Source organism: Xanthomonas sp. AC360 (assembly GCF_979258225.1).
This window is the reverse complement of sequence record NZ_OZ409846.1, coordinates 3,987,089-4,010,994: the sequence shown is the minus strand read 5'-3', so window position 1 is coordinate 4,010,994 and position 23,906 is coordinate 3,987,089. Positions and strand designations below refer to the sequence as shown.

At 62.9% G+C, this 23,906-nt stretch carries 22 protein-coding genes and 2 pseudogenes; 17 read left to right on the top strand and 7 right to left on the bottom strand.

The annotated features are described in order from the left end of the window. Window positions 1-28: 28 nt before the first annotated feature. From ACZZ0O_RS17120 to ACZZ0O_RS17110, 3 genes are read right to left on the bottom strand one after another with little or no spacing between them, the layout of a single operon-like run. A complete protein-coding gene (locus tag ACZZ0O_RS17120) occupies window positions 29-364 on the bottom strand; it encodes a ubiquitination-like system serine protease family protein (protein WP_463591358.1) in 336 nt (111 codons plus the stop codon). Beyond that, window positions 361-1,746 carry a ThiF family adenylyltransferase gene (locus ACZZ0O_RS17115; RefSeq protein WP_463591357.1) on the bottom strand — a complete coding sequence of 462 codons (1,386 nt, stop codon included), beginning with the start codon at window positions 1,744-1,746 and terminating at the stop codon, window positions 361-363. Before ACZZ0O_RS17115 ends, ACZZ0O_RS17120 begins: the two co-directional genes overlap by 4 nt. After that, a complete protein-coding gene (locus ACZZ0O_RS17110; protein ID WP_463591356.1) occupies window positions 1,743-3,095 on the bottom strand; it encodes a multiubiquitin domain-containing protein in 1,353 nt (450 codons plus the stop codon). Before ACZZ0O_RS17110 ends, ACZZ0O_RS17115 begins: the two co-directional genes overlap by 4 nt. A gap of 112 nt (window positions 3,096-3,207) precedes the next feature. Here ACZZ0O_RS17110 and ACZZ0O_RS17105 point away from each other — a divergent pair, with 112 nt between their 5' ends. Next, window positions 3,208-4,104, top strand: coding sequence for a WYL domain-containing protein (locus tag ACZZ0O_RS17105; protein ID WP_463591355.1), 897 nt, complete (start codon window positions 3,208-3,210; stop codon window positions 4,102-4,104). Between the two features lie 275 nt (window positions 4,105-4,379). On the opposite strand, the gene ACZZ0O_RS17100 is transcribed toward ACZZ0O_RS17105, so the two are convergent. Further along, window positions 4,380-5,456: a site-specific integrase gene (locus ACZZ0O_RS17100; RefSeq protein ID WP_463591354.1), complete on the bottom strand. Its 1,077-nt coding sequence runs from the start codon at window positions 5,454-5,456 to the stop codon at window positions 4,380-4,382. 105 nt (window positions 5,457-5,561) lie between these two features. Here ACZZ0O_RS17100 and ACZZ0O_RS17095 point away from each other — a divergent pair, with 105 nt between their 5' ends. The 7 genes from ACZZ0O_RS17095 (at window position 5,562) to ACZZ0O_RS17065 (ending at window position 12,341) form a co-directional block, all read left to right on the top strand. Beyond that, window positions 5,562-6,503, top strand: coding sequence for a DNA-binding protein (locus ACZZ0O_RS17095; RefSeq protein WP_463591353.1), 942 nt, complete (start codon window positions 5,562-5,564; stop codon window positions 6,501-6,503). Window positions 6,504-6,829: 326 nt separating this feature from the next. Continuing rightward, a complete protein-coding gene (locus ACZZ0O_RS17090) occupies window positions 6,830-7,414 on the top strand; it encodes a VC1465 family Xer recombination activation factor (RefSeq protein WP_463592480.1) in 585 nt (194 codons plus the stop codon). Beyond that, on the top strand, window positions 7,411-7,950 hold the full coding sequence (locus ACZZ0O_RS17085) for a hypothetical protein (protein ID WP_463591352.1): 540 nt from the start codon (window positions 7,411-7,413) through the stop codon (window positions 7,948-7,950). Before ACZZ0O_RS17090 ends, ACZZ0O_RS17085 begins: the two co-directional genes overlap by 4 nt. Window positions 7,951-8,939: 989 nt before the next feature. Beyond that, entirely contained in the window at window positions 8,940-9,275 is a 336-nt protein-coding gene (locus ACZZ0O_RS17080; RefSeq protein ID WP_463591351.1) for a hypothetical protein, read from the top strand. A 513-nt stretch (window positions 9,276-9,788) separates the two neighbouring features. Beyond that, window positions 9,789-10,127, top strand: a complete 339-nt coding sequence (locus ACZZ0O_RS17075) for a tyrosine-type recombinase/integrase (RefSeq protein ID WP_463591350.1) — start codon at window positions 9,789-9,791, stop codon at window positions 10,125-10,127. A gap of 385 nt (window positions 10,128-10,512) precedes the next feature. After that, window positions 10,513-11,070, top strand: coding sequence for a TetR/AcrR family transcriptional regulator (locus tag ACZZ0O_RS17070; protein ID WP_463591349.1), 558 nt, complete (start codon window positions 10,513-10,515; stop codon window positions 11,068-11,070). 116 nt (window positions 11,071-11,186) lie between these two features. After that, complete coding sequence (locus tag ACZZ0O_RS17065) at window positions 11,187-12,341, top strand: DUF418 domain-containing protein (RefSeq protein WP_463592479.1); 1,155 nt, start codon at window positions 11,187-11,189, stop codon at window positions 12,339-12,341. A gap of 145 nt (window positions 12,342-12,486) precedes the next feature. Here the strand turns inward: ACZZ0O_RS17065 and ACZZ0O_RS17060 are convergent. Beyond that, window positions 12,487-12,666, bottom strand: a pseudogene (locus ACZZ0O_RS17060) (transposase); the annotation flags it as partial. 214 nt (window positions 12,667-12,880) lie between these two features. Next, window positions 12,881-13,864 carry a GlxA family transcriptional regulator gene (locus ACZZ0O_RS17055; protein ID WP_463591348.1) on the bottom strand — a complete coding sequence of 328 codons (984 nt, stop codon included), beginning with the start codon at window positions 13,862-13,864 and terminating at the stop codon, window positions 12,881-12,883. Window positions 13,865-13,959: 95 nt separating this feature from the next. Between ACZZ0O_RS17055 and ACZZ0O_RS17050 the strand changes: the two genes are divergently transcribed. Together ACZZ0O_RS17050 and ACZZ0O_RS17045 are read left to right on the top strand one after the other, a co-directional pair. Beyond that, window positions 13,960-14,829: an MBL fold metallo-hydrolase gene (locus tag ACZZ0O_RS17050; RefSeq protein ID WP_463591347.1), complete on the top strand. Its 870-nt coding sequence runs from the start codon at window positions 13,960-13,962 to the stop codon at window positions 14,827-14,829. An 11-nt stretch (window positions 14,830-14,840) separates the two neighbouring features. Continuing rightward, entirely contained in the window at window positions 14,841-15,329 is a 489-nt protein-coding gene (locus tag ACZZ0O_RS17045; RefSeq protein ID WP_311238291.1) for an isochorismatase family protein, read from the top strand. Window positions 15,330-15,573: 244 nt separating this feature from the next. Here the strand turns inward: ACZZ0O_RS17045 and ACZZ0O_RS17040 are convergent. Continuing rightward, window positions 15,574-16,087: pseudogene (locus ACZZ0O_RS17040) on the bottom strand (integrase core domain-containing protein); the annotation flags it as partial. Between the two features lie 587 nt (window positions 16,088-16,674). Here ACZZ0O_RS17040 and ACZZ0O_RS17035 point away from each other — a divergent pair. The 7 genes from ACZZ0O_RS17035 to ACZZ0O_RS17005 are packed head-to-tail and all read left to right on the top strand — an operon-like array spanning window position 16,675 to window position 23,897. After that, a complete protein-coding gene (locus tag ACZZ0O_RS17035; protein WP_463591346.1) occupies window positions 16,675-18,225 on the top strand; it encodes a ShlB/FhaC/HecB family hemolysin secretion/activation protein in 1,551 nt (516 codons plus the stop codon). Between the two features lie 34 nt (window positions 18,226-18,259). Next, window positions 18,260-20,038, top strand: coding sequence for a DUF2341 domain-containing protein (locus ACZZ0O_RS17030; RefSeq protein WP_463591345.1), 1,779 nt, complete (start codon window positions 18,260-18,262; stop codon window positions 20,036-20,038). A gap of 5 nt (window positions 20,039-20,043) precedes the next feature. Continuing rightward, window positions 20,044-20,448, top strand: a complete 405-nt coding sequence (locus tag ACZZ0O_RS17025) for an ExbD/TolR family protein (protein ID WP_115527826.1) — start codon at window positions 20,044-20,046, stop codon at window positions 20,446-20,448. A gap of 10 nt (window positions 20,449-20,458) precedes the next feature. After that, window positions 20,459-21,151: a TonB family protein gene (locus tag ACZZ0O_RS17020; protein WP_463591344.1), complete on the top strand. Its 693-nt coding sequence runs from the start codon at window positions 20,459-20,461 to the stop codon at window positions 21,149-21,151. Between the two features lie 27 nt (window positions 21,152-21,178). Next, a complete protein-coding gene (locus ACZZ0O_RS17015) occupies window positions 21,179-22,879 on the top strand; it encodes a putative porin (RefSeq protein WP_463591343.1) in 1,701 nt (566 codons plus the stop codon). 2 nt (window positions 22,880-22,881) lie between these two features. Further along, a complete protein-coding gene (locus tag ACZZ0O_RS17010) occupies window positions 22,882-23,532 on the top strand; it encodes a hypothetical protein (RefSeq protein WP_463591342.1) in 651 nt (216 codons plus the stop codon). Further along, window positions 23,529-23,897: a hypothetical protein gene (locus tag ACZZ0O_RS17005; protein WP_463591341.1), complete on the top strand. Its 369-nt coding sequence runs from the start codon at window positions 23,529-23,531 to the stop codon at window positions 23,895-23,897. The genes ACZZ0O_RS17010 and ACZZ0O_RS17005 overlap by 4 nt, the downstream gene beginning before the upstream one ends. Window positions 23,898-23,906 lie beyond the last annotated feature (9 nt).

The following is a 23,906-nucleotide window of genomic DNA, read 5'->3' as shown; positions in this document are numbered from 1 at the left end:
GTGATTAGAGAGGCTTGGAAGCGGCGCATCAGCGCACCCAATGGATCTGGCCATCGCGCACCCAGAAGTGCGAGCGGCAACCGGTGCTGCGCCACACTGAGGGATGAAGAGTCGGCAAGTCGCCGCGCGCAGTGAGGTTCCATCGAGGCCTCGCTGTCGGAGACAGCAGGAGCTCGATCACCGCACCGCAGCCGCATGGGCAAGCCATCACCGCGGCCCATGCCTCGCCCTCATCCATCATGCGAAGAAGCCGCTTCGGCGGAACGCTGGAAGGCGCGTCATATCCAATCGTATCCAGCACGCGGATGTCGATGCGCCGGCGGCCGAGCAGCTGGCGGAAGAAGTCCTTGACCCACCAGATCATGCGCACCGCTTATCCTCCAATGCCGGAAGGCCGAGCAGTGGGGCGCCGAGGCCGAGCGCTGTCTGCGAGGCCCGCTGGGCCGGGAACTCGGTCTCGGGCGCGTGGGAGGTCTCTTCGATCACCAGATCGAACTCGGTTCGCGCGTAGGGCCCGTTGTCCTTCCTATATGGCGTGAGGCGCGCGACCAGCTCCTGCACCACCATACTCGCGGCGCGCATGTTCACCGAGATCACGGCTGGTGCTTCTTCATGGCTGCCAGGCATGTAGCCCTCCTTCACCTGCTGCGCGAAGGCTTCGGGGTTTCGCCTGCGAAGATCCTCGGCAGCGAGCTGCTCGGGCGAGTATACGCGGCGGTCGAGCAGGGTCGAGCGGCCGGGCTGGATAAAGTCGATACGGCCAGAAATGTTGGCGATCCTCATATGCCCACGCGGGTGGAACACAGGAATGTTCACGCCAACATCGAAGAGCGGCTGGAGCATGGACGCGGCGAGGCGGTCGGCAATGTGGCGTCCGTCCACGCTGTCCACGCACGAGAAAAGAATATCCGCGTCAGCCGCAGCCCGGATTGCGGGCCAGGTGCCGATTCGCTCCGGCACCGCGATCACGCGCGTACCGGGATGGCTCAGCGCAGCCGCGTCCATGAACACATCCACCTTCAATCGCCCGTTGATCGCGTCGGCGGCGGTGGAGTTGAGGATGCGGTTGAGGTTCTTGGGCTCGACCCGATCGTCGTCAATCACGATCAGCTCGCCGACCCCCATCCGGAGCAGCATCTCGGCCACGAGGCTCCCGGTGCCCGAGATCCCGACGATGGCCACCGAGAGCCGCGAGAGCTCGGCGCGCATCTCGGCACTGAACGGGAGGATCGGCGGGCTAGGCGGATCGTCGTGCCAGCAGAGATTGATCTCCTCGCCGTGGACGGCGACGAGGTCGATAGGCTGGGGCGTCATGTCGCGGGCGTAAAGGCGTGCCCGGATCACGCCGCCCGGAAGCATAATCGCCGTACCGTGCCACCGCGCGTCGGTGCGTGTGTAGGGATACAGGTAGGGCATCAACTCCTGGTCGGAGGCGTCATCCAGAGGCGAGAACTCGGGATAGCCGCTGGGGTGAGAGTGGATCAGGACCAGAGCGAGTCCTTCCTCGTCGGTCCGGTCGAGCCACTCATCGAGCACATACGTCGGCCAAGTGAGGCGATCGGGCTTGCGCCGGCAAGCATCATGGGGAACCGGAACCACCGCGCGGACGAGGAGCTTCAAGCGCTGGCCCTCGTCGCGCGTGCACACCAAGATGGCGGCGGCTTCCTTGCCGTCGCCGGGGAACAGGTGATCCCGAAGCACGTCGTGGTCGGCGCCCGCCATCACAAGCGTGCTGCTGCGTTTCACGCGCCGACCTCCCGCGCCAGCGCCTCGTCGATCAGCGCGAAGTGGGAGGCGAGGTTGTCGACGCCCGGGTTCCACTGGCTGGCGCCGCCGCGGTGGCGCGACCAACGCTGGAAGTTCCGGCCATCGATCGCCTGGTGGTGCTCGGTCTGCGGCGGGACGCGGCCGTTGATGCTGAGCGGCGGGTGGCAGAAGAACATGTCCAGCGCGGCCGTCGGGTAACTCGGCGGAATCAGGACGGCCAAGGTGCAGGCGGCAGCGTTGTAGCCCGGCGGCAGTGGGAATTCGCTCACGATCAACCACTGCCCGTCGCTGTTGACGGCCTGCCAGTGCAGGCCGCGCCTGTCGAGGAACTCGGCGTCCGCAGCGAGCAGACTGAACTCCCGGCGGGCGTCCTGCCCGTCGCCGTTGTTCACCTCGCTGGGCGCGACGCGCAGGCGCTCCACGCCGGCTTGGCTGAGGTCGAGCTCGTCATCGAGGTTCACTGCGCGCACCGGCTGACCCTGCACCTTGAACTTCATCGTCCAGGGCCGCGACACGTCGAAGCCGGCTGCGGTCAGCGCGTCGCGCACCAAGACGCGCGGCTGCGGCCACTCAGTGTCTTCGTCATTCACGCGCAGGTGCCAGACCGCGCGCTTGGTGTAGAGGCGCTCGACGCCCGGCGTGTCGAGGTCGATCACCTCGCCCGGCTGGACCAGGCGATCCTTCTGGTCGCTGAGCTCAAGCCAGAGCTCCATCGCCGGTTCGACGCGACCGATCCGGCGCACGGTGTCCGCATCCAGCGGGCCAGCCCAGGCGTAGCGCTCCTCGTCCAGCGTGAAGTAGGACACCCTGTCCGACTTAATGGCGAAGAATGCGAGGAGTGGGCCGCTGCGCGGCAGCTTTATGGTGTCATCGAGGGCCACCTCGTTGGTCGGGCCGCTGTCGGGCCAGCGCAGGAGGGCGTAGTCAGCCGCGGGGCGGAGCCTGGCTGCAGCCAGAATCTGCTCGCCGGTCGGGGTGTGATCGCCGAGTTCGATGGGCTGGTCGTTCACGATCACCGCGCTCTGGCGGCGGTCGTTGGCTTGGTCGGGCGGTTCGCTCTGGTCTTGCTGGTTCATAGTCGTAGTCTCGGTTAGGAGAATGAGTGGGTCAGCCTTTCGGGGGAAAGGATCGCTGCCGTAGCTGTTGGAGTCGCGGATTCGGCCGTTCGGCCGGTGGATCACGACCTCGCCGCGCTCGCGGATGGCCTGCTGGCGGGCGGCCTCGGTGGCCTCGGTCTGGGTGCCGTGGGTGCTGCCGACCCGGCTGGCCCCCTCGGAGCGGGTGGCCCAGCCCGGGCCATGGGGAACCACATGAATGCGCTTGGACATGTGTGCCTCCTAGCGGCCGGATTGACCGTATAGAAATCATACGCGTAGTTTCTATAGGTAGTCAACTATCTTATCTGATGGTAATGTGCGGCCAATCCTCGGGAGGCGCCACATGAACCAAGCAGCCGAGAAGGCAAAGCATCGGTGGGGGCAGAACCGCCGACTGCACTTCATCGACGTCCGCTTGCAATACGACGGGCGGATCAACCGGGCCGACCTGATGTCCTTCTTCGACATCTCGCTGCCACAGGCCAGCGCCGATTTGAAGCTCTATCAAGACCTAGCGCCCCAGAATTTGCTCTATGACCCTCGGCAGCGGATGTATCTGGCCGATCCCAGATTCGAGCCGGCATTCGCGCGAAGCGAAGCGACGCGCTACTTGAACGAGTTGCAGCGCCTGGCGCGCGGGATCATCGAGCCAGACGAAAGCTTCATCGGGTTCCAGCCGGACACCGGCGTGGTGGCGACGCCAGTGCGAAAGATTGGCGCTGTCGAGGTCGCCATCCTCGTGCGCGCTATCCGTGATCAGGTTGCGCTACGGGTGTGCTACCAGTCCATGGAAGAGGATGACCCGAGAGAGTTCGTCCTGACACCGCACGCTATGGGCTTCGATGGCCTGCGCTGGCATGTGAGGGCGTGGTGCCATTCCAGAGCGCGGTTTCGGGATTACGCAATCGGCCGGCTGACTGTTCTGGGGCCCGTACTAGCGCCCAAGATTGACGCAGCCACTGACGAAGGATGGAACACTCAGGTCGTAGTCCTCCTTGTGCCTCATCCTGGCCTTTCGAGTTCGCAGCGCGAATGCGTGATGCGTGATTACGACATGCAGAACGGTAAGATAGAGTTGAAGTGTAGAAAAGCGATGCTCTTCTACACGCTGCGGCATCTAAATCTTCAAGACCTCGAAGTCGTGAAGGTTCCTGCTCAACAGCATGTCGTCGTTCAGAACAGCGAAGATGTGCGGCGCTGGGTCGACGAGGACAGAGAGGGCATCGCGACGCAGTCATAGCGAGCGCTGTCGCATTGATCGGCCGACGCGGTGACGCGGACTGCCTCCCCGACTAGTCGTGCGTTGGGTAAGTGCTCGGTGATTTCGAAGGAGCGAACGCCGATGCAAGTCGGAACGATGTGCGTACCAAGGTGCGCACCGCGTTCGCCGTGCGGGGACTCAGTTCAGAGATATTCGTGGTAGGAGGGGCCGATTGGACCTGGGGGGCGGGCACCACGTGAGGTTGATACTCTGGGTGCGGAAAGCCCAGCAGGAAAACCATTGATCACCAGCACCTACTTCAATAGTCGCGCCGCAGGATTGTCCTCAGCAGCGCCGGCTTGGAAGTATCCAATGACGCTCGCCACAGATCGGTGCTCGGTCATCGCCATCACCGCTGGCAGCGGCACACCTTGCTTACCTGCCTCGGTCACGAAGCCCGAGCGCAAGCTATGAGCCCCAAAGTCCCCCTCCAATCCCGCCAAACGCGCCCGGCGCTTCACGATAGCGGCCACTGAGCCCGGGAGCAGGGCAGGGCCAACTCGCCCCTTCCAGATCCGCCGAAAGATCGCCCCCTCGTTGATCCCGGCGGCCTCTAGCCAGGCCGCCAGCACGTCAGCGCTGCGCCCGAGGATTGGTTTGTCCGGGGTCGAATCTGCCTTCGCCCCGGCCTGCTGGGTCTTCGAGTATTCCAGCCGATAGATGTAGCCATCCTCACCGACCTTGCGCAGGTCCCGCATGTCCGCGGCGGCGATCTCGCTGCGTCGCCGCCCGCCGCTGGCGAACCCGAAGCAGAGCAGGGCACGGTCGCGCAGGCCTTCCATGCTTTCATCGCAGGTGGCCAGCATGGCCTCCAGTTCCGCGCGGGTGATCGCGGTCTTCTTGGTCGGGCGCTCGCCCCGTTTGACCGCGGCGCGGCGGGCGCGGCTGAGCAGGGTGCGGACGCTGGGAAATTCGCAGGGATTGGCCAGGCGCTTGAGCTTGTGGGCGGTGGACAACACGGCCACCCGTTGGACCACGGTCGACAACTTGAGCGGCCCGATCCTGGCCTTGAGTCCGGCGGCCACCAAGGCCTGATCCAGTGCCGGCGGAAGCTCGTTGACCAGCTCGGCCTTGCTTCTACGCTGGATATGGTCGACCAGGAACTGGATCACGACAGCCTCGCTGACCGGCAGAGCCAGCTCGATTCCATAGCGCCCCTGGTGCCAGCCGGCCCAGTAGCGCAGGGCAGTGGCATAGCTGCGGGTGGTGTTGGCCGCAGCCGCTTCGGCCAGCAGCTCGCGCACCGCTTCGGCGGCTCGCTGGGCCAGTTTCTCGGGCAAAACCAGATGGATGGCCGTCGCCGGCAAGGCCGGAGTGGAATTTCGCTTCATAGTATGTAATTTTTGTTATGAAACATAGCGTGTACTCGCGATAATCATCACTTATCGCGACTACGTCAACTGCAGGGCAGGGCGCCAATACGGGAGACATTTTTGATGGCCAGATGCATCACCGAATCCGACGTGCACGGCGCTGCTGATGCGCTCGTTGCAGATGGCGAACGCCCTACGGTTGAACGTATCCGCGCCTATCTGGGTACAGGGTCACCGAATACAGTAGTGCGCTGGCTTGAGACTTGGTGGCAGGGTTTAGGAGCTCGCTTGGCAACGGACCGTCAGGTCCGGATCACAACGGCCAACGTGCCTGAAGCCGTCGCAGCCCTGGCAGGGCAGTGGTGGACATTGGCGCTGGACCACGCCCGGGTGCAGGCCGATGAAGCAATGGCTTCTGATCGAGCATCCCTCCTAGACGCCGGAGAAACTTTGGAGCGAGACCGGCACGCCATGCAGGCGGAGCTGGCCCAGCTAGAAAGCTTGACCCACGCTGCCCAGCAAGCGGAACAGCTCGCTGCGGCACGGACCTCCGAGTTGGAGCGTCTTGTCGAGCAGTTGCAGCGTCAACTGGCGGAACTTGGTCAGCAGCGCGACGCCTCAGCTTTGCGTGCCACCGGTGCAGAAAGCGCCAATGAAATGCTGCGTATCCAACTCCAGGAATTGCAGGATGCGGCGCGTGCCGAGCGCGACACATTGACCCAACACATGCGTGCCACCGAGGACCGGGCACATGCGGAGATCGATCATGCGCGTCAGGAATCAAAGCAGGCCAAGCAGCAGCTAGCTACCAACCAGCGAGAGGCGGCGCTTGCTAAGCGCGGATTTGAGGAAGCGCTAGAGCGCGCACAAGGCAATGTTTCCGAGCTCCGCCAAGACCTCACGATCCAACAGGCACGCGCAGATGCGCTTGAAGCACAACTGGTCAAATTGAACGATCTGCCGGCAGCACTTGAAGCAGCTTGGCAGCAGCATGTGGGGCGGAGTCAGCCGACGCATCCCAAACCTGTGCGCTCTAAGCGAAGTCGCGGCAAAGCGGCTCCCTGATACCACGCATATGCGAAAAAGAAGAGTTCATCCAAGGACACGAACCAGGAACATCGGGTTGGGTATCCATCCAGAGACATCAATTAGGACCGTTATTGACGGCACTCTGTTCCTAATTGACGTCTCTGGGAGATGTTTCGGAAAGCAAAAAATTCTTTAAATTCAACAGGGAGCACTATCTAGGAACAAAAGGACATCAATTAGGAACACCGACACGCGGCGTGAGCGCCGCAGCAAACGAACGCAACAGGCGAAGTAGCGTCCTGACATAATATACATTATGCGAAGTCGGACGTGTCCCCGAACGGGGGCGCGGCCGGCCATCCATCCACCAGCTCCGTGACCAGGCCGACCGCTTCCGCACCGCCAGGCTCATGCTGCAGCTCACCGTCCAGGCGTGCGCGGACTTGCTCCGCGTCAGCGTCAGGACCGTCTCCAACTGGGAATCTGCCAGGTCGCAGATCCCATACACCGCCTACAAGCTCATGCGCGTCCTGCGCGGCACCAAGCTGCTCGGTCCGACCTGGTCCGGCTTCCAGATCCGCGATGGCGTCCTGATCACTCCTGAGGGCCGCGAGCTGCGATCTACGGATCTGGCCTGGTGGTCGTTGTTGATCCTGCAGGCCCAGGAGTTCCGCAACGAGCGTGCTAGGCTCCGCGACGGCAAGGCGGTCCACCTGGCCACAGCGATGGCGTCGCATTGCCGCGCTCCGAAGTGGCTGCTCAAGCCATCCGTGTCGACCCGGTGTCGTCAGAGTGTCGACACATCCGGGACCTTTTCACCGGCTGGGCCGCTCAATAAGACCGCGGTTGTCCTCGATCGCCGCCACACCTTCGCAGCTGCAGCCGGCCGACCGCCGGTTGGCCCGAGCAGTAACACGGGCCAAAAGTCCGAACGGAGGCAGGCATGAAGGTCGAGATCCTCACCGGTGCCCGCAAGACCGCTCCCAACGTCCGCCTGGTCGAGCCGCTCAAGAGCGAGGCGTCAGCTAAAGCCAAGTCCCTTGGCATCTCGCTCAATGCTTTGGTCTCACTTGCTGTCCGGCAGTACCTCGATGGCGACAAGCCTCATCAGCCTTCCAAACAGCATGATCCAGTCCCTCAGCTCCTCGCTTCTTCGCCAGGCATGCGCAAGGCTCTCGATAGCACCCGGCCAGTTGCGGCGTCGCGACTGCCCGGAGCTTCAGCGTTGGGTGGGCGCGATGCCGCCCTGCCCCGTCCTGGCAAGAACAGGTCGATTGTCAAAGCGCGGCCTGGTTACACGTGTACGAACCATGGAGGTGAGATCCGAGGCATGCCTTGCCCACGCATGACCATCTTCCTTCTATGCCCTGAACGCTTTGTTCCTGCAGGCACCTTGGGAGCTTCTTTTCAGCATGAGTACGTCGCCGCTGAGAGCTACTCCGAGCGTCGATGGCAGGCATCTCGCTCACAGCTCGAGTTCTAGTTTCGTAACGCGTCACTAAATACAGGGGGAACTATGCATCCGCGGACCCGATTTCGCGCTCGTTGTCATCGCCGCTTACGCAACTATCGCTATGGTGTTTTGGGCTTCTACGGCTCAGTCACGTTCCCTGTCCGCAAGCCTCATTGGTGGGCAATGCTCAAGTTCATGCGCATCTTCTTTTTCTTCTACAAGACTCTTGGCCGACCAGATCTTGCACTCCGCTTTGGCCGGGTCTGGCCAGCTAAGCTGGAGATGTGTGTCAACTCCCTCAACGAGTCTGGCGATCGCCGGGTAGTATTTTTCTGACGCGTCACGAAATTGTCTGCTGTGGGGTGCGGGGTTTCCCCGCGCAAAACAGTTCTAGATCCCAATGCCCGCCTCGGCAACGACGCGGGAATTTTGTTGGGCGAAGCATCGACAAAAACCCGCACCCTGCAGACTTATTTTAATTACGTGACGCGTCACGATAATGGGTATTAAGTGACGCGTCACGAAATTATTTAGTCGGAAGATTTTGCATGTGTCGACACTTTGATTTACTCTCTGCTCGCCAAGGGGATTAACCAGTGCGACCTATAACGTCTCGATATACATTATGCGAAATCAGATCTGATGGCTGCACGGGCGCGGCTCCGCTGGATCTGGCTTTGGATCAAGACTTGCCTGCCGAACCGTTCCCCTCGCGAAACGGAACTCGCCGCATGACAGGCACCTACAACTTTGACCGACGCCCGCCTTGCTGGCCAATGGGAACGCCTTGCCCGAACAGCTGCGCACATGATCTGCATCGGCGCGTGGTCGGGATTCGGTCCGCCGTCGAAACGCCGGCCGCAAAGCGGTTCAGCAGTCGATGGTCAAGGTCGTCGTCGTGGATCTTGGCGAATGGCGAGACCGCCACTTCGGGCGAATTGCGGGGTGAGGCGTTATCCGTAGGGGCTATGCCCCTACACCCCCGGCCTACAATGCTAGCTCACAAGATCGGGGGCGGCATGGAACGCAGATATCAGCAAGCAGACTCATCAGACCTATGGTGGCAGATTGCGCTTGGCGGCTTCATCGCACTACTAGCGCATAGCATCGTCGTTGGGCTGTACACCAGATACGAGACGCGCCAAGCGATGGCGCAGCTTGAAAAAGAATCGAAACTAGCGACGCAGCAGATGCAGCGCGTACTTAGACAGAACGTCCAGACACCCAGGAACGCGCCTGAGGTGCGGGAATATGACCCACCAAGACCGTTAAGCGACGGCGAGCGCTGCTTACAAGGCCGCCGTTTCAAACGCGTGTCAAACGGCTGGGTGCAGCTGACGCACGATCCCTGCTGATGGTTTACAGATCAGCCGTGGTCGAAGGAACGCTAGTAGCAGTAGCGTAAGGCTTCGACTCGGGAAAGGTGCCGACGTCACGCGTGCCCCTTGCAATGACAGATCCTGCGAGCTGCAAAGGCTGATTCTGATGACCCACCTGCCCGGTCTGCGCCTGCTGCTGCTGTTGCTGCTGCTGGCGCACGTCCTTTTACGGGTTGTAAGGAGCGCCATTGCGCGCAAGCGTGCGGCACATAGGCTGGGGAATATCGTACCGCGTGCCCTGCTCTCTCATACAGGTAGAGGACGCCTCGCGCGGATCTGAGGCGGTGGGCACGCTGGACATGCAGAACACCTGCGGATCAGCGGCAACCGGACGCTGATCGAACACCTCAGCAGTCCACGGCATCGTTTCAAAACGCGGTAGGTGCTTGGCGGCTTGATCACTCTTGCCGGCATATTTGACATGGCGTTGTTGTCGCCGCTCAGCACGCCAGACCCGAGCGCTGAGGCGCTCGTGCCCGGCGTGCTGGCTTGCTCCTTCTCACCGCCTCCCATCAGGCTTGGATCACCCATGTTGACCTCAAAGCCTCGGATTTCCTTTTCAGCAGCCGAGTATCGGACTCACCTCACCTATCAACGAGGCAGTACGCCAGAATTTTCCACCGCTGGGTGGAAGAAGCCGGCCTCGATTCCGGCTCCTACGGCACCTACACGATGCGCAGGACCAAAGCTTCGCTGATCTACCGCAGGACACGAAACCTCAGGGCGGTCCAGCTATTGCTGGGGCATACGAAGCTAGAAAGCACCGCGCGCTACCTAGGCATCGAGGTCGACGACGCCCTAGAGATCGCCGAGCAAACGGATGTCTAAGCCCAAGAGGCCGCTCCTCGACCGGCAAGGTCGAGGAGCGGCCAGAAGAAGATGTTCAGAAAGTGCTGCGAGACCTCGCCCGAAAGAAGGAACTTCAGGAGGTTCCTACTGAGCGCTTCGCAACCCTGAGCATCTCTTCCGGCCAGTACACCGATCAAACGTTTGGCCCGGCCCCGCGTACTCCGTGATGGCTAGGATCAGCACGATCCACGCCAAGGCCTGGACCTTTGCCGCCAGCACGGCACCCGCCTGAGTTCAGGCGCCGGGCCAGCCAAGCCAAACGCGATGCCACGCCTACTCCCGGCGATGTCGTGGGTCTGCGCTCTACTTGAAATGATACCGATCGGTCTATATCATCCGCGGCGAATTCACCGCCGGAGTGATCATGAGCAAGGTTCGCGAGCGCATCCTGGATGTCGCCACCAATCTCTTCTATCAGCAGGGGATTCAGGCGGTCGGCGTGGACGCCATCATCAGCACCGCGGAAGTCGCCCGCATGAGCTTCTATCGGCACTTTCGGTCGAAGGAAGGTCTGGCGTTGGCAGTGCTGGAGCGGCGCGACGAACGACTCTGCGCCTGGTTCGAGCAGGAGGTCGAGCGCTTGGCGCCCGATGCAAATCTGCGGCCGCTGGCAGTGTTCGACGCCTTGGCGATGCGCCTGGCCAGCCCCGACTACCGCGGTTGCGCCTTCCTCAACACCATCGCCGAGACGCCGCCGCCCAGCCACGCACTGCATCGGGCTGCGGCTGCGCACAAGCACCGCTTCGAGGCCTACTTCGCCCGTTTGTTGCGAGCGGCCGGGCTGGACGAAAGCGCGGCCGGCGATCTCATGCTGCTGTTCGACGGGGCCGTGGTCACCGCGGTTCGCGAAGGAAACCCGACCCCCGCCACGCGGGCAAAAAACATGGCGGCGCGAGTGCTCGGCATCGCGCCGGCGAACTGAGTCAGTGTCTTACTGAGAGAGTAGTTATGTCTGCGGAAGTTGCGTCGCAAGACCCGGTCGCTCGCTGCGAACGGTTGTTGCAATTGGATGTGCTGCGCGGTCTGGCCTTGTTCGGCGTGCTGCTGGTCAATATCGGTTACTTCTGCGGTGCCGATTTGGCGCGGGAAGCCGGGGTCGCCTATCCGCTGGGAGACTTCGGTGGCTTGGCCGGCGACCTCGTTAGGGTTCTGTTGGAGAACAAGGCGGCGGCGCTGCTGTCGATCCTGTTCGGTGCTGGCCTCGCCATCCAAGCCGATCTTGCGTCCGAAAATGGTCAGTCGCGCTGGCCGTTTGCGCTGCGTCGCAGCGCGGTGCTCGCCCTGCTGGGCAGCGTGCACACGTTCTTGTTGTGGAACGTCGACATCCTGCTCGACTACGCACTGATCAGCTTGATGGTTCTGCCCTTCCTGCGGCTGTCGGCCGGCCGGGTGTTGTGGGCGATCCCGGTGGTGCTGATCGTCTCGGCGGTGATTGCCGGTCCGATGCAGGCGCTTGCAACGGATCTGCCGCCGGCGCAAACCTACATCCTTGGTCTCCAGCACTACGGGCAAGGTGGGTGGCTCGACGCCCTGCAATACCGATGGTGGGAAACGCTGCATGTGGTCGGCCCGATGCGTATCGCCAATCGCTTCGTCATCCTGGCGCCGTTCTTCATCGTCGGCGTTGCGGCCTGGAAGGGCGGATTGCTTTCGGCGCCGGACGCACATCGGAGTCGGCTGCGGCAGGTCTTCGTGCTCTGCTTCAGCTTCGGGCTGGTGGCCAACGCGGTGCCGCAGGAGGCGCTGCATGCCTTGGTGAATCAGCTTGCGCTGCAGCCGCTGCGGGTCTTGATTAAGGCGACCTTCTTCTTCGCCAAGTTCGCGCTGACCCTGGGCTACGCGGCCGGCATTCTGTTGCTGCTGCAGCGATCACGCTGGCGCGTGTGGCTGGGTGTGTTCGCGCCGCTCGGTCGCATGGCACTGACCCAATACCTGCTGCAGTCGCTGGTCTGCACATGGATTTTCTACGGCTTCGGTCTGGGCCAGTACGGGCGGATGCCGCTCGACCTGGCGCTGGCGCTGGGCGTGCTGCTGTTCGCTATGCAGGTGATCAGCAGCCGCTGGTGGTTGGCGCGCTTCAGCATCGGCCCGGTGGAGTGGCTGTGGCGGCGATTGAGCTACGGCGGCATTCGCCAGCGCCCACCGGCGCTCGCAGCGGCCGGGGCTGAGGCTGAACAGGCCCGAAGCCGGTAGCGTGGGTGATGCCGCGTCGCGGCATTAGCGCCGCGTTTTTTGCGCCTGTCGGCGTGGTGGTGTGCGGGCGGATTCAGCGCCATGAGCGCGTCGCTGCGGCCGCCGGCGTCGACAAGACCCGGATACTTGGATGCCGTCAATCTACCTCCACATCCTTCAGATGCCGCAACTGCGACACCTCCATGCCGGCGTAATTGGACTTCCAGACGTAATAGGTCGGCTCGCTGATCCCGTGCTTGCGGCAGGTCTCGCCAACCCTTGCACCGGCCTCGACTTCTTTGAGGATCCGAACCATCTGTTCTTCGGTGAACTTCGACTTCTTCATACAGAGCTCCTTGGGATGAAACTCTACTTCCAAGTGGATCGAGTTAACGAGGACGCTTCACCTCCAGACCGACTGAAGCGCCTGATCCGTTCGACACCAGCGTCTGCAGCAGTACGGTGAGGTCTTCGCGCATAGACATGCGAGCCCCTTAGTGGCTTGAGCGTGACATTTGAGCCCAAGTCTACTAGTTGACGGTTTGCTCCTCCCCCGCTCGCTACCCGTCCAGCGAGAACGCGCGACGCCAGTCGCGCGGGCTCACCTGGAATGCCCGGTTGAAGCTTTGGCGGAACGATACGGCCGTGCGGTACCCCGATCGTTCCGCCACCTGATCGATGGACAGCGAGGTGGACTCGAGCAGATCCTTCGCCCTGCGCAGGCGCTCGGCATCCAGCCAGCTGCCGACCGTCATGCCGGTCGTCTTGAGGAAGCGACGGGTAAACGATCTCCGGCTCATGGCGACACGTTCGGCGAGTTCATCCAGCGAATGATCGCGCTGCAAGTTTTCGCGCATGTAGTCCAACAATCGGCTGAGCAGTGCATCCTGCGGCGAGGCTGGTATCGGCTGGTCGATGTATTGGGATTGGCCGCCTTCGCGGTGCGGCGGCAGGACCATCATGCGGGCGATACGGTTTGCCTCACGCGCACCGCAGAGCTTCCTGACCAGATACATGCAGCAATCCAATGCCGCTCCGCTGCCTGCCGACGTCACAACACGGTCTTCGTCGACGTACAGGGCATTCATGTCGAGCGTGACCGCCGGAAAGCGCGCGTGGAAATCCGCTTCGGCGAGCCAGTGCGTTGACGCGGCATGTCCGTCAAGCAAGCCCGCGTAAGCAAGCGCATAGGCGCCATAACACAGGCCAACGACGTGGGCGCCACGCTGATGGGCCGCGATCAGCTTGGCGCTCAGCGCGGCACTCGGTGCGTGATCCAGATCGGCCCAGCCGGGGATGATCACTACCTCGGCCTGCTCAAGCAGTTCCAGTCCGCCGTGAGGTATCACCGCCACCTGCCCACCCGATAACGTGACCCCTCTCCGCTCCGCGGCAATCCGCAGCTGGAACAGCGGCGGGTCATCTGCTTGCACATCGAAGATCGTCAGCGGGACGGACAGTTGGAAGGTGCTGACGCCTTCGGGCGCCACCACGACGACCCGGATGGGCCCGCTGCGTTGCTGGGATGAACAGTGGCTGGTCATGGCCCGATATCATCTATGTTGGTCTTTCGGGCCACTATACACAGCTTCGCGTCCGCCTCAATCTGGGCGCCATCCGCTCACCTTGAGAGAACCACATGAAACTCCCGTCCCTCGCACTTGCCACGGTGTTGGCCCTGGGTATCCAGACCAGCGCAAACGCGGCATCCCCGGCATCCCCAACCACCTCGATCCAGCAGATCCGCAATGCCACGGCCAAGATCACCTATGGCGACACCGTGCTGCTGGTGGACCCGATGCTGGCGGCCAAGGGCGCATATCCCGGCTTCCCGGACACGTATCGCAGCGAACTGCGCAATCCAACCGTCGACCTCCCCTTCGATGTGGGCCAGGTGCTCGAAGATGTGGATGCCGTCCTGCTGACCCACACCCATCTTGATCACTGGGACCCCGCCGCCGAAACGCTGATCCCACGGCAGATGCCGATGTTCGTCCAGCATGAGGCGGACGCCGCCCTGCTGCGCGGCAAAGGGTTCGCTGATGTCCGTATCCTCCCCGCGCACGCCACCTTTGGCGGGGTAAAAATTTCGCGCATCGCCGACCAACACGGCACGGCAGCCATGTTCCAGGTGGAGCAGCTAGCAAAGCTGCTCGGCAGCGTGACCGGCTTTGTGTTCGAGAAGGCCGGTGAGCCGACCATCTACCTCGTCGGCGATACCGTGTGGACCGACGACGTACAGGACGCGATCAAGCGCTATACCCCGGATGTCATCGTGCTCAACACTGGCGATGCGCGGATCAAGGGCTTTGATGCCGGCATCATCATGGGCGTGGCTGACACCTCGCGTGTGCATGCGCTGGCACCGAAGGCGAAGATCGTCGCCGTCCATATGGATGCGGTGAATCACATGACAGTCTCACGCGCAGACCTGCGCCGCTACGTAAGTGAGAAAGCCATCCAGGACAGCGTGCTGATCCCTGAAGATGGCGAAACCCTGAACTTTTGAACGAGTACAACATGAACACTGCACTGATCGTTGTCGATATCCAGAACGACTACTTCGCGGGAGGCCGCTTCACGCTGGAAAACAGCGAACAGGCCCTGATCGCAGCGCTAGACGCAATCGCGAAGGCCAAACAGGCTGGTGACGTAGTCGTGGGGATCCAGCACATCGCGCCTAGCGATGGTCCATTCATGGCGAGAGACACCCAAGGTGCCGAGCTGCATCCCGCCATTGCGGAGGCGCTGGAGGGCTGCCCGGTGATCGAAAAGCATCAAGCCGACAGCTTCCTTGGCACTACGCTGGGCGAAACACTCGCGGCCCGGGATGTCTCGGCCATTCGACTGGTAGGGATGATGACCCAGCACTGCATCACGCATACGGCACTGTCGCCGGACGCAGCGGGCTTTGACGTCACGATCATCGGCGCGGGCTGCGCTGCGCCGACCGCGGTGATCAGCGGTATCGCGCTCTCCGGACTGGCCGGGCGCTGCAACGTAGTCTGATGTGTGCCGGGGCGCCTGTGGAAGGCAGGCGCCTAGCAGTAGCGAGCATGCGAGCACTGCAGTGACGCCTCTGCAGCCTCTACGCAACCCGCGCGTGCGCCTGACGTTGACGGAACGTTGCGGGTATAAGGCCCACCTCTCGCTGGAACAACCTGATGAAGTTGGGTGTGTCGCTGAAACACAATTGTCCAGCGACCTCCAGTGACCCACCGACGACGTGCCCCGCCCTGAGTAGTGGTCGGGTTTAGAGTCTGGAGTTGATGATATCGGTGTTTGCTAAATGTTGGGCATAAGCGGCCGGCGTCATGCCGCCGATTGCCTTCTTGGGTCGGTGCTCGTTGCATTCGCATCGCCAGCGTTTGGTCTCGGTGCGCGCATGCAGCAGTGTTGGGAACCCTTGTTCGTTGAGGCATTCGTCGCGTAGCCGGCATTTGAAGGATTCGACGTAGGCGTTCTGGTTCGGTTTGCCTGGCTGGATGAGCCGCAACTGCACGCCACAGGCATGCGCCCAGACGACCATGACCTTGCCGCAAAACTCTTTGCCGTTGTCGGTACGGATGACCACGACCGTGCGCCAGCCGGTTCAGCGCACGCGTCACGCCACGGCCCGAAATTGCGCGCTCCACCTCGATGACCACTGTTTCGTGTGTCGCGTCGTCCACGACCCCCAGACACTTGATCACCCGACCCTCGGCAGTGCGATCGAACACGAAGTCAATCGGCCAAACCTGGCTGGCCTGCGCTGGCCGCCGATATGGCTTGATTTTTTACTTCTGCGATATCTTTATTCTCTAGCTTGGTGTTTGCAAGTTAGCAGTCTAGAACAACCAACTTTGATCTTTGAAATGCAAAAGGCACGGCTATGATGACAACTGTAGTTGACGTTTCGGTATGTCCATACATGTCGATTTGGCAGCGCCATGAAAGCCAAATTCAGTGAAACCTATGGCAATCCATAATCTACTTCTTGCTGCCCTGCCCGACCATTTGCATGCTCGCGCTTCACTCTGTCAAACGAAGCACCAAGCGAAGCGACTAGATCAGTAGCTGTTCGTTTCAATCCTCATCATCCTCGCGCTCCATCCGTACAAAAACCTCTATATCACGCGCCCCAACTTTCGGGCAAGAGCAGTCTGTCGCTCAAGCGTCCACACGCCGGTTGACGAGTAGACGCTGCTTACAGAGAGCATTGCTAGCGCTTGCTTGATTCGTTGCCCGCGTCAACGCAGCAATACAGCGCCGTCATAAAAGCATTTCAAAATCGTCATTTGCCGCGCTTAAGGTCGCACCAGCGGCGAGGTCCTCGCCGCATCTTGGGGGCGCCTTTCATATGGACTTGCGAGGTATGGCGATGCTCAGTGTGCTGGCTTTCAGCGCACCGGACGCTACTGCCATGGAGCCAGTGGAAGATGCGCATTTCGACATCCTGGCTTACCAGGTTGTAGGCAATACTCAGTTACAGAACGTGCAAGTCGAGCGTGCGGTCTATCCGTTTTTGGGTCCACAGCGCACCGCCGCCGACGTCGAACAAGCGCGTGCTGCACTCCAAGGCGTTTACGAGGCCGCAGGACTGGCAACGGTGGCGGTCAGCGTTCCCGAGCAGGATGCGGCAAGCGGTTTGGTCACGCTGCAGGTCACCGAGCAACGCGTCGGGCGGGTGCGTGTAGTGGGCGCGGACTACTATTCGCCGGACGACGTCATCCGTGGTGCGCCATCGCTTGCCGAAGGCAGCGTGCCCAACTTCAAGGACGTGCAGCGCGATATCGTCGCGTTGAATCAGTTGCCCGACCGGCGTGTGACGCCACAGGTCCAGGCGGGTGCGCAGCCGAATACCGTCGACGTCGATCTGGCTGTCGACGACGCATTGCCGCTGCACGGTTCGCTTGAACTCAATAACCGCAAGAGTGCCAACACCTCTGAACTGCGGCTCAGTGCGGCAGTGCACTACGACAATTTGTGGCAGCGCGGCCATAGCCTGAATGTTTCTGCGCAGACCGCGCCGCAGAATCCTGACGATGCTCGGGTGTATTCCGCCTCTTATCTGGCGCGCTTTTCAGACTCGCCGTTCTCGTTGCTGGGCTACAGCGTACGCAGCGATAGTGAGGTGGCCGCGATCAACAGCTACAACGTGATCGGCAACGGGTCGCTGTCCGGGTTACGCCTGATCCGCGCGCTCCCCAATGGCACTGGATTCTTCCATTCGTTGAGCCTGGGAGTGGACTACAAGGACTTCAAGGAAGACACGGTGTTCGGCAGCGACCGTAGCTCGGCACCGATCCGGTATGCGCCGCTGAGCGCAGCCTACAACGCGAGCTGGGTGACCGCGCGCAGCACCAGTGCGCTGACCTTCACCGCCACCGCCAATCTCCGCGGGGTGGGCGACGATGCCCGCCAGTTCGATGCCAAGCGTTACCGCGCACGCCCAAACTTCATGCACCTGCGCGCAGATGGGTCGCAGACCCGGACGCTGGGCGAAGACATTCAGCTCTACGCGCATGTGCAGACGCAGCTCGCGGCAGAACCATTGATCAGCAACGAGCAATTCAGCCTGGGCGGCCTTGACAGCGTACGCGGCTACGACGAGAGCCAGGCCTTGGGCGACTTTGGCGCAATCGGCCAGTTGGAGCTGCGCAGCCCATCGTTCGCATCGGCTGCAGCAAAGCTAGTGCAGGAGGCACGCGTGTATGCGTTCGTCGATGGGGGCTACGCACGCATCCGCGATCCGCTGCCTGAGCAACGGGTTAGCGAAACCCTGATCAGCACCGGTTTGGGATTCACCTTCAAGGCCGTGTCGCATCTCAACGGCGCGGTGGATCTCGCCGCGCCGCTGTCGCGCCCGGATGGACGCAAGCCGGACGAACTCAATGTGCTGTTTCGGCTCTGGGGCGAGTTTTAAGCCGGACGCAATCAACTTTTCAGTGGGGTAACGCGTGAGCAGATTACGGCTGTATGTATTCGTCGGTTTGATGTTGGCGGCATTGCCTGCCATGGCAGAAACGTGGTGGGACGCGAAATGGAGTTACCGCGCCAAGGTTTCGCTCAACACCACATCGACCGGCGCGGCGGTCGAGCAGGCACCTGGCCGCGTGCAGGTGCTGGTACGGCTGCATTCGGGAAATTTCAATTTCACCGATGCCAAGCCGGACGGCAGCGATATCAGGTTTATTGCAGGCGATGACCGCACGCCGCTGAAGTACCACTTCGAAAAATACGATGGCTTGGTCGATCAGGTTGCGCTGGCATGGGTGGACCTGCCTGCCCTGCCCGCCAATGCGATGACGCCGCTGTTTGTGTATTTCGGCAATCCAGAGGCGAGTACCGGCGCGGATGCAAAGAAGTCTTACGACGCCGACACCCTGGCGGTGTACCACTTTGCCGATGCGCAAGGCGCCGGCCAGGACACCACCGCTTATGCCAACAATATTGCTGCACCGTTGGCACTGGCCGACACGGCGCTCATCGGTTCTGGCCTGCGCCTGGATGGCACCGCTCCGGTGTCGGCGCCGGCCTCCGCTTCGCTGACGTTGCCTGCCAACGCTGCATTCACGCTCTCTGCCTGGATCAAGCCGGCCACGCCTGACGCGTCCGGGGTGCTGCTGGCGCTGCCGGGTGCACTGAACGTGTTGCTGGAAAAAGGCACCGTGGTAGTGGAGTCGCGCAGCGGCGCACGGCTGGCAAGCGCCGCGCCGTTGGTGGGCGATGCATGGGCGCATCTGGCGGTGCGTGCCGATGGCAAGCAACTGGCGCTGTACCTCAATGGGAAGAACGTGGGCGAAACCGCGGCGACGGTTCCGGCGGCGACCGCCGGGCTGATGCTCGGCGGAGAGCCGGGCACGACGCGGCCCAACTTTATCGGTTTGCTGGACGAGGTCGAACTGAGCAAGGGTGCGCGCCCTGTCGGCGCAATCGAGGCGGCGGCACGCAGCCAGGGCGTGGATGCGCGTCTGTTGACGTTCGAGCCGGTGGAGCAGCGCGCCGGTGAAGGCGGACATGGCTACTTCGGCATCCTGCTCAATGCGCTGACACCCGATGCCTGGGCGGTGATCTGCATTCTGGGGGTCATGGCATTGATCAGCTGGTGGGTGATGGTGCGCAAGGGGCTGTACCTCAATGCCACTGCCTCTGCGAATGCACGTTTTTTAGGCGCGTTCCGGCAGCAGGTGGCGCAGCATCCGTTGCATGCGCCCAGCTGGCAACAGCTGCATGCAAGCGGCCCGTTGAATGGCGCTCGATCCAATCTGGCGCGGCTATTGAATATTGGATTGGAGGAGCTGCGCGGGCGTCTTGCCGCCAGCGGTACCTCGGTGGTGCGCACACAGTCGATTGCGGCCATTCGCTCGGCACTGGATGCCGCAGTGGTGCGCGAAGGACAACGCATCCACAAAGGTATGGTGTTGCTGACCATCGCTATTTCCGGCGGCCCGTTTCTCGGTCTGCTGGGCACCGTGGTGGGGGTGATGATTACCTTTGCCGCGGTGGCTGCCGCTGGCGACGTCAACATCAATGCCATCGCGCCCGGTATCGCGGCCGCATTGCTCGCCACGGTGGCAGGGTTGGCCGTGGCCATCCCTGCCCTGTTTGGCTACAACTACCTGCTCAGCCAGGCCGATGCGGTCGCGGCGGACATGCAGGTGTTCGTCGACGAACTCGAAAAACGCATTGCCGAAGATTACGCCGGCGATGCACCCGCACGCGTGCAGGGAGGCTGAGCGCGATGAAGGTCCAGGGGCGTAAGCCGTACGACGACATCAACATCACGCCGATGCTCGATCTGGCCTACGTGCTGTTGGTGATCTTCATCATCATGACGACCGCCGCGGTGCAAGGCATCAAGGTGGACCTGCCGAAGGCCAGCGCGGCCAAGCCCTTGTCCGAACCGAAGACCAAGGTGATTGCGATCGACAGCAACGGCCAGGTCAGCCTGGACGCGGTGCCGGTCAGCATGGACGAGCTGGAGCAGCAGCTACGCAACGCGGTGGCCAACGATGCCGAGCTGCCGGTGATGCTGCGCGGCGACCGCACCGTGCAGTACGAAAAAATCATGGCGGTGCTGGATCTGTGCAGCAAGCTGGGCATCGGCTCGATCGGTCTGGCGTCGCAACGCCAGCCTGCGGGCTGAGCACGCGGCGATGGATGCCCTGGACCCCACACAACCGTTGCTGGAAACTACCGGCGTCGGGCGCTGGCGCAAGCTGGCCATCGTGCTGGCAGTGCTTGCACTGTTGGGGTGGCTGGTCTCGCTGGCACTGCGTCCTTCCACCGCGCCACCACCGCGCGCGGCACCGCCGCGCATCACCCATGTGACGCTGCCGCCCCCTCCTCCGCCCCCGGCGCCACCCAAACCCGAGTTGGAGCCGCCCAAGCCGCAGCCGCGCATGCTGGACAAGCAAATGGCCGCGCCGGATCCGTCACCGCCCAAGCCGGCGGAAGCGCCCCCTGGCGATCCGCTGACCGCCGCCGCCGGACCAGGCGACAACCCGTTCGGCCTGCAGGCCAGCAATGGCGGCGGCACCCGGATTGGCGGTGGCGGGGGCGGCAGTGGTAGCCCGTTCGCGGCATATGCGGCATCGGTGCAGCGCGCCGTGCAGATGCTGTTGCAGCGCGACGAGAAGACGCGCAAGGGCCGCTACCGCGCCACCGTGGCGGTGTGGCTCAACAGCGACGGCAGCATTGCGCGCACCCGCGTGATCGCATCTGCAGGCACGCCCGAACTGGACGCGGCCATTGCCCAGGCGTTGCAGAACAAGCCCCTGCCCCAGCCCCCACCCGCCGATCTGCCGCAGCCCATCCAGTTGCGGATTGGCGCGCTCGCACCCGGTTGACGTTCCCCTCTTTCAGGAAGCTCGTGCATGACTGCCCCGTTCCCGCCACGTCGCGTTACCCGCCTTGCGTTGTGTCTGCTCGCGATGATCGCCGTTCCCGGCGTGTGCATGGCGCAAGGCGCCAGCGCGGTGGATCCTGCGCGCATCAGCCCGCAGGTGACGCTGCGCCTGATCGATCTGCTGGTGGCCAAGGGCGTGATGACACGCGACCAGGCCGATGCGTTGATCCAGGAGGCGGCCACGCCGATGACGGCCGATGTCACGCCGCCGCCCGCCGGCGTGCCGTACCAGACCCAGCCGGGCGCGATCGTGGTGCCGTATGTGCCCGAACCGGTGCGCGCGCAGATCAAGGACGAGCTGCGCAGCGAAGTGACTGCGCAGGCCAAGCGCGAAGGCTGGGCCACACCGGGCGCATTGCCGGAATGGACCCAGCGCCTGCGCCTGTACGGCGATCTGCGTCTGCGCGGTGAAGGCATTTTTTATCCCGACGACAACTACGGGTTCTTTCCCGACTTCACCGAGATCAATGCGGGTAACGGCTTCGATGTAGTCGGCACCGGCAACGCGCCGTTTCTCAATACCTCGCGCAATCGCAGCCGCATGCGCATCCGTGCGCGGCTCGGCGTGCAAGCGCAGATCGCCGACTGGATCACCGGCGATATCCGCCTGGTCACCGGTGCCGATCGCGGCCCGGTGTCGACCAACCAGACCCTGGGCGGCGGCGGCAACCTGGCCAAGGAGCCGATCTGGCTGGACCGTGCCGCGCTGGTTCTGCAGCCCATGCGCGATCTCGACCTGTCGTTCGGGCGCTTTGCCAATCCGTTCTGGAGCAGCGAGCTGGTGTTCGACGAAGACATCAACTTCGATGGCATCGCCGGCCGCTACGCGTTTGCGCCACAAAATGACTTTGCACCGTATGTCAGTGCAGGCGTGTTCCCGGTCTACAACACCGACCTGGATTTCGGCTCGACCAACACGCTCAAGACCCGCAGCCGCGACAAGTGGCTCTACGGCGCCGAACTGGGCGCGCAGTGGCGTATGCACGACGACATCGCACTGCGCATGGCCTTCAGCTATTTCCAGTACGACCAGTTCGAGGGCAAGCGCTCCGGTGCCTGCCTTGCACCCACCGCCAATGACAACTGCGATACGGACGGCTCGCGCCCGCAGTTTCAGCAGTTCGGCAATACGCTGGTGCCCATTCGCAACATCGTCGCCGATCCGGCCAATCCGGCCGGCCCGCAGCTGCAGTACTACGGTTACGCCAGCAAGTTCGGCATTGCCAATCTGCACGCGCAGCTTGAATTGGCGCAATTCGATCCGGTCAAGCTGCTGATCGAAGCGGACCTGGTCAAGAACACCCGCTACAACGCAGAGCGCGTGCGCTCGCTGGGCCCGGTCAACAACCTTGGCAATGGCGGCGCCTTCGACGGCGGCGACCACGGCTATCTGCTCAATCTGCTGGTCGGCCAGCCACGCGTGACCGAGGCCGGGCAATGGAATGCGTCGATCGGTTATCGCTATCTCGAATCGGACGCGGTGCCCGATGCATTCGCCGACTCGGATTTCCACATGGGCGGCACCAATGCGCGCGGCATGATCCTGGGCGGCGCCTACGGCCTGGCCCGCAATACCTGGCTGTCGTTGCGCTGGCTCAGTGCCAATGAAATCTCCGGCCCGCCGTATGCGGTGGATGTGTTGCAGCTGGACCTGAGCGCGGAGTTTTGAGCATGCGCGCATGGCTGCTTCTGCTGGTCGGTACGGTGCTGTGGGTTGGAGCGCTGCCTGCGTGGGCGCAGGCACAGACCGAAACGCGTTTGCGCGATGCCTTGCGTCAAACCAGCGCCAGGCTGCGCCAGGTGGAAGCCGATCTGGCGCAGCAGCAATTGGCCACCGCCGCGGCACAACGCGAGCGCGACGCCGCGCAGCGGCCTACCCCGGCGGCGGCGCCAGCGGAAAACGGCGTGCGCCTGGCGGCGCTGCATCGTGAGCTGGAACAGCAACGACAGGCCCTGGCCGCCGAGCGCGCGCAGCATGCACACACCAGTGCCGCACAGCAGCAGGCGCTGGCGCAACAGCAACACCAGCAGCAACAAGCATTGCTGGCCGAACGCACGCAGACGCGCGAGCGGCTAAGCCGCTGCAACGCAGAGGGCAATGCGCTCTACGCCAGTGCGCAGGAACTGGCGGTGCTGTATCGCGACCCGGCGTTCGTGCGGTTTGTGCGGGGACGCGGGCGCGAGCTGTTTGGTATGTCGCGGGTGGCGCATGAAAACCGGGTGCATGCCCTGCAATCCACGATCGATGCGCGCCACGCGCAGCTGCGCACCTGCCTGGATGGTGGTGCCCTGCAAACCGCGCCAACGACCGCTGCGCCATGACGCCTTCCCTGTGGATCAACATTGTGTTGATGACGGTGATCGCAGCCGCTCCGGCTGCCGCTGCATCGCAAGCAGCCGTTACGCCAAATCCCGATTCGCAGGCAGCGCCTTGTGTGGAAGTGCAGATCGGGCAGACCAGCACCGGCCGTCTGTCGTGCCTGAATCAGCTGCTGCGTGAGACGACGGCGCGTGCAACCGGCGCGCCCCAGGCAGCGGTCACACCGGCGACAGGGTCGCCGATTCACCTCGGCCAACCCACTCCGGCTGCACTGCGTCAGCGGCTTGGGCAGGCCTACGGCAGGTCCGCGCAGCCGCAGCGCCCCGCGCCACCACGCTATCCCACTCTCTTCGCGCCAGTGCGCTGACACGCGCGC

Excerpts from the sequence above, each read along its gene's own strand:
- ACZZ0O_RS17120 (WP_463591358.1), bottom strand. The coding sequence starts at position 364 with ATGATCTGGTGGGTCAAGGACTTCTTCCGCCAGCTGCTCGGCCGCCGG.
- ACZZ0O_RS17110 (WP_463591356.1), bottom strand. The coding sequence starts at position 3,095 with ATGTCCAAGCGCATTCATGTGGTTCCCCATGGCCCGGGCTGGGCCACC.
- ACZZ0O_RS17105 (WP_463591355.1), top strand. The coding sequence starts at position 3,208 with ATGAACCAAGCAGCCGAGAAGGCAAAGCATCGGTGGGGGCAGAACCGC.
- ACZZ0O_RS17100 (WP_463591354.1), bottom strand. The coding sequence starts at position 5,456 with ATGAAGCGAAATTCCACTCCGGCCTTGCCGGCGACGGCCATCCATCTG.
- ACZZ0O_RS17095 (WP_463591353.1), top strand. The coding sequence starts at position 5,562 with ATGGCCAGATGCATCACCGAATCCGACGTGCACGGCGCTGCTGATGCG.
- ACZZ0O_RS17085 (WP_463591352.1), top strand. The coding sequence starts at position 7,411 with ATGAAGGTCGAGATCCTCACCGGTGCCCGCAAGACCGCTCCCAACGTC.
- ACZZ0O_RS17080 (WP_463591351.1), top strand. The coding sequence starts at position 8,940 with ATGGAACGCAGATATCAGCAAGCAGACTCATCAGACCTATGGTGGCAG.
- ACZZ0O_RS17070 (WP_463591349.1), top strand. The coding sequence starts at position 10,513 with ATGAGCAAGGTTCGCGAGCGCATCCTGGATGTCGCCACCAATCTCTTC.
- ACZZ0O_RS17055 (WP_463591348.1), bottom strand. The coding sequence starts at position 13,864 with ATGACCAGCCACTGTTCATCCCAGCAACGCAGCGGGCCCATCCGGGTC.
- ACZZ0O_RS17050 (WP_463591347.1), top strand. The coding sequence starts at position 13,960 with ATGAAACTCCCGTCCCTCGCACTTGCCACGGTGTTGGCCCTGGGTATC.
- ACZZ0O_RS17045 (WP_311238291.1), top strand. The coding sequence starts at position 14,841 with ATGAACACTGCACTGATCGTTGTCGATATCCAGAACGACTACTTCGCG.
- ACZZ0O_RS17035 (WP_463591346.1), top strand. The coding sequence starts at position 16,675 with ATGGCGATGCTCAGTGTGCTGGCTTTCAGCGCACCGGACGCTACTGCC.
- ACZZ0O_RS17025 (WP_115527826.1), top strand. The coding sequence starts at position 20,044 with ATGAAGGTCCAGGGGCGTAAGCCGTACGACGACATCAACATCACGCCG.
- ACZZ0O_RS17020 (WP_463591344.1), top strand. The coding sequence starts at position 20,459 with ATGGATGCCCTGGACCCCACACAACCGTTGCTGGAAACTACCGGCGTC.
- ACZZ0O_RS17015 (WP_463591343.1), top strand. The coding sequence starts at position 21,179 with ATGACTGCCCCGTTCCCGCCACGTCGCGTTACCCGCCTTGCGTTGTGT.
- ACZZ0O_RS17010 (WP_463591342.1), top strand. The coding sequence starts at position 22,882 with ATGCGCGCATGGCTGCTTCTGCTGGTCGGTACGGTGCTGTGGGTTGGA.
- ACZZ0O_RS17005 (WP_463591341.1), top strand. The coding sequence starts at position 23,529 with ATGACGCCTTCCCTGTGGATCAACATTGTGTTGATGACGGTGATCGCA.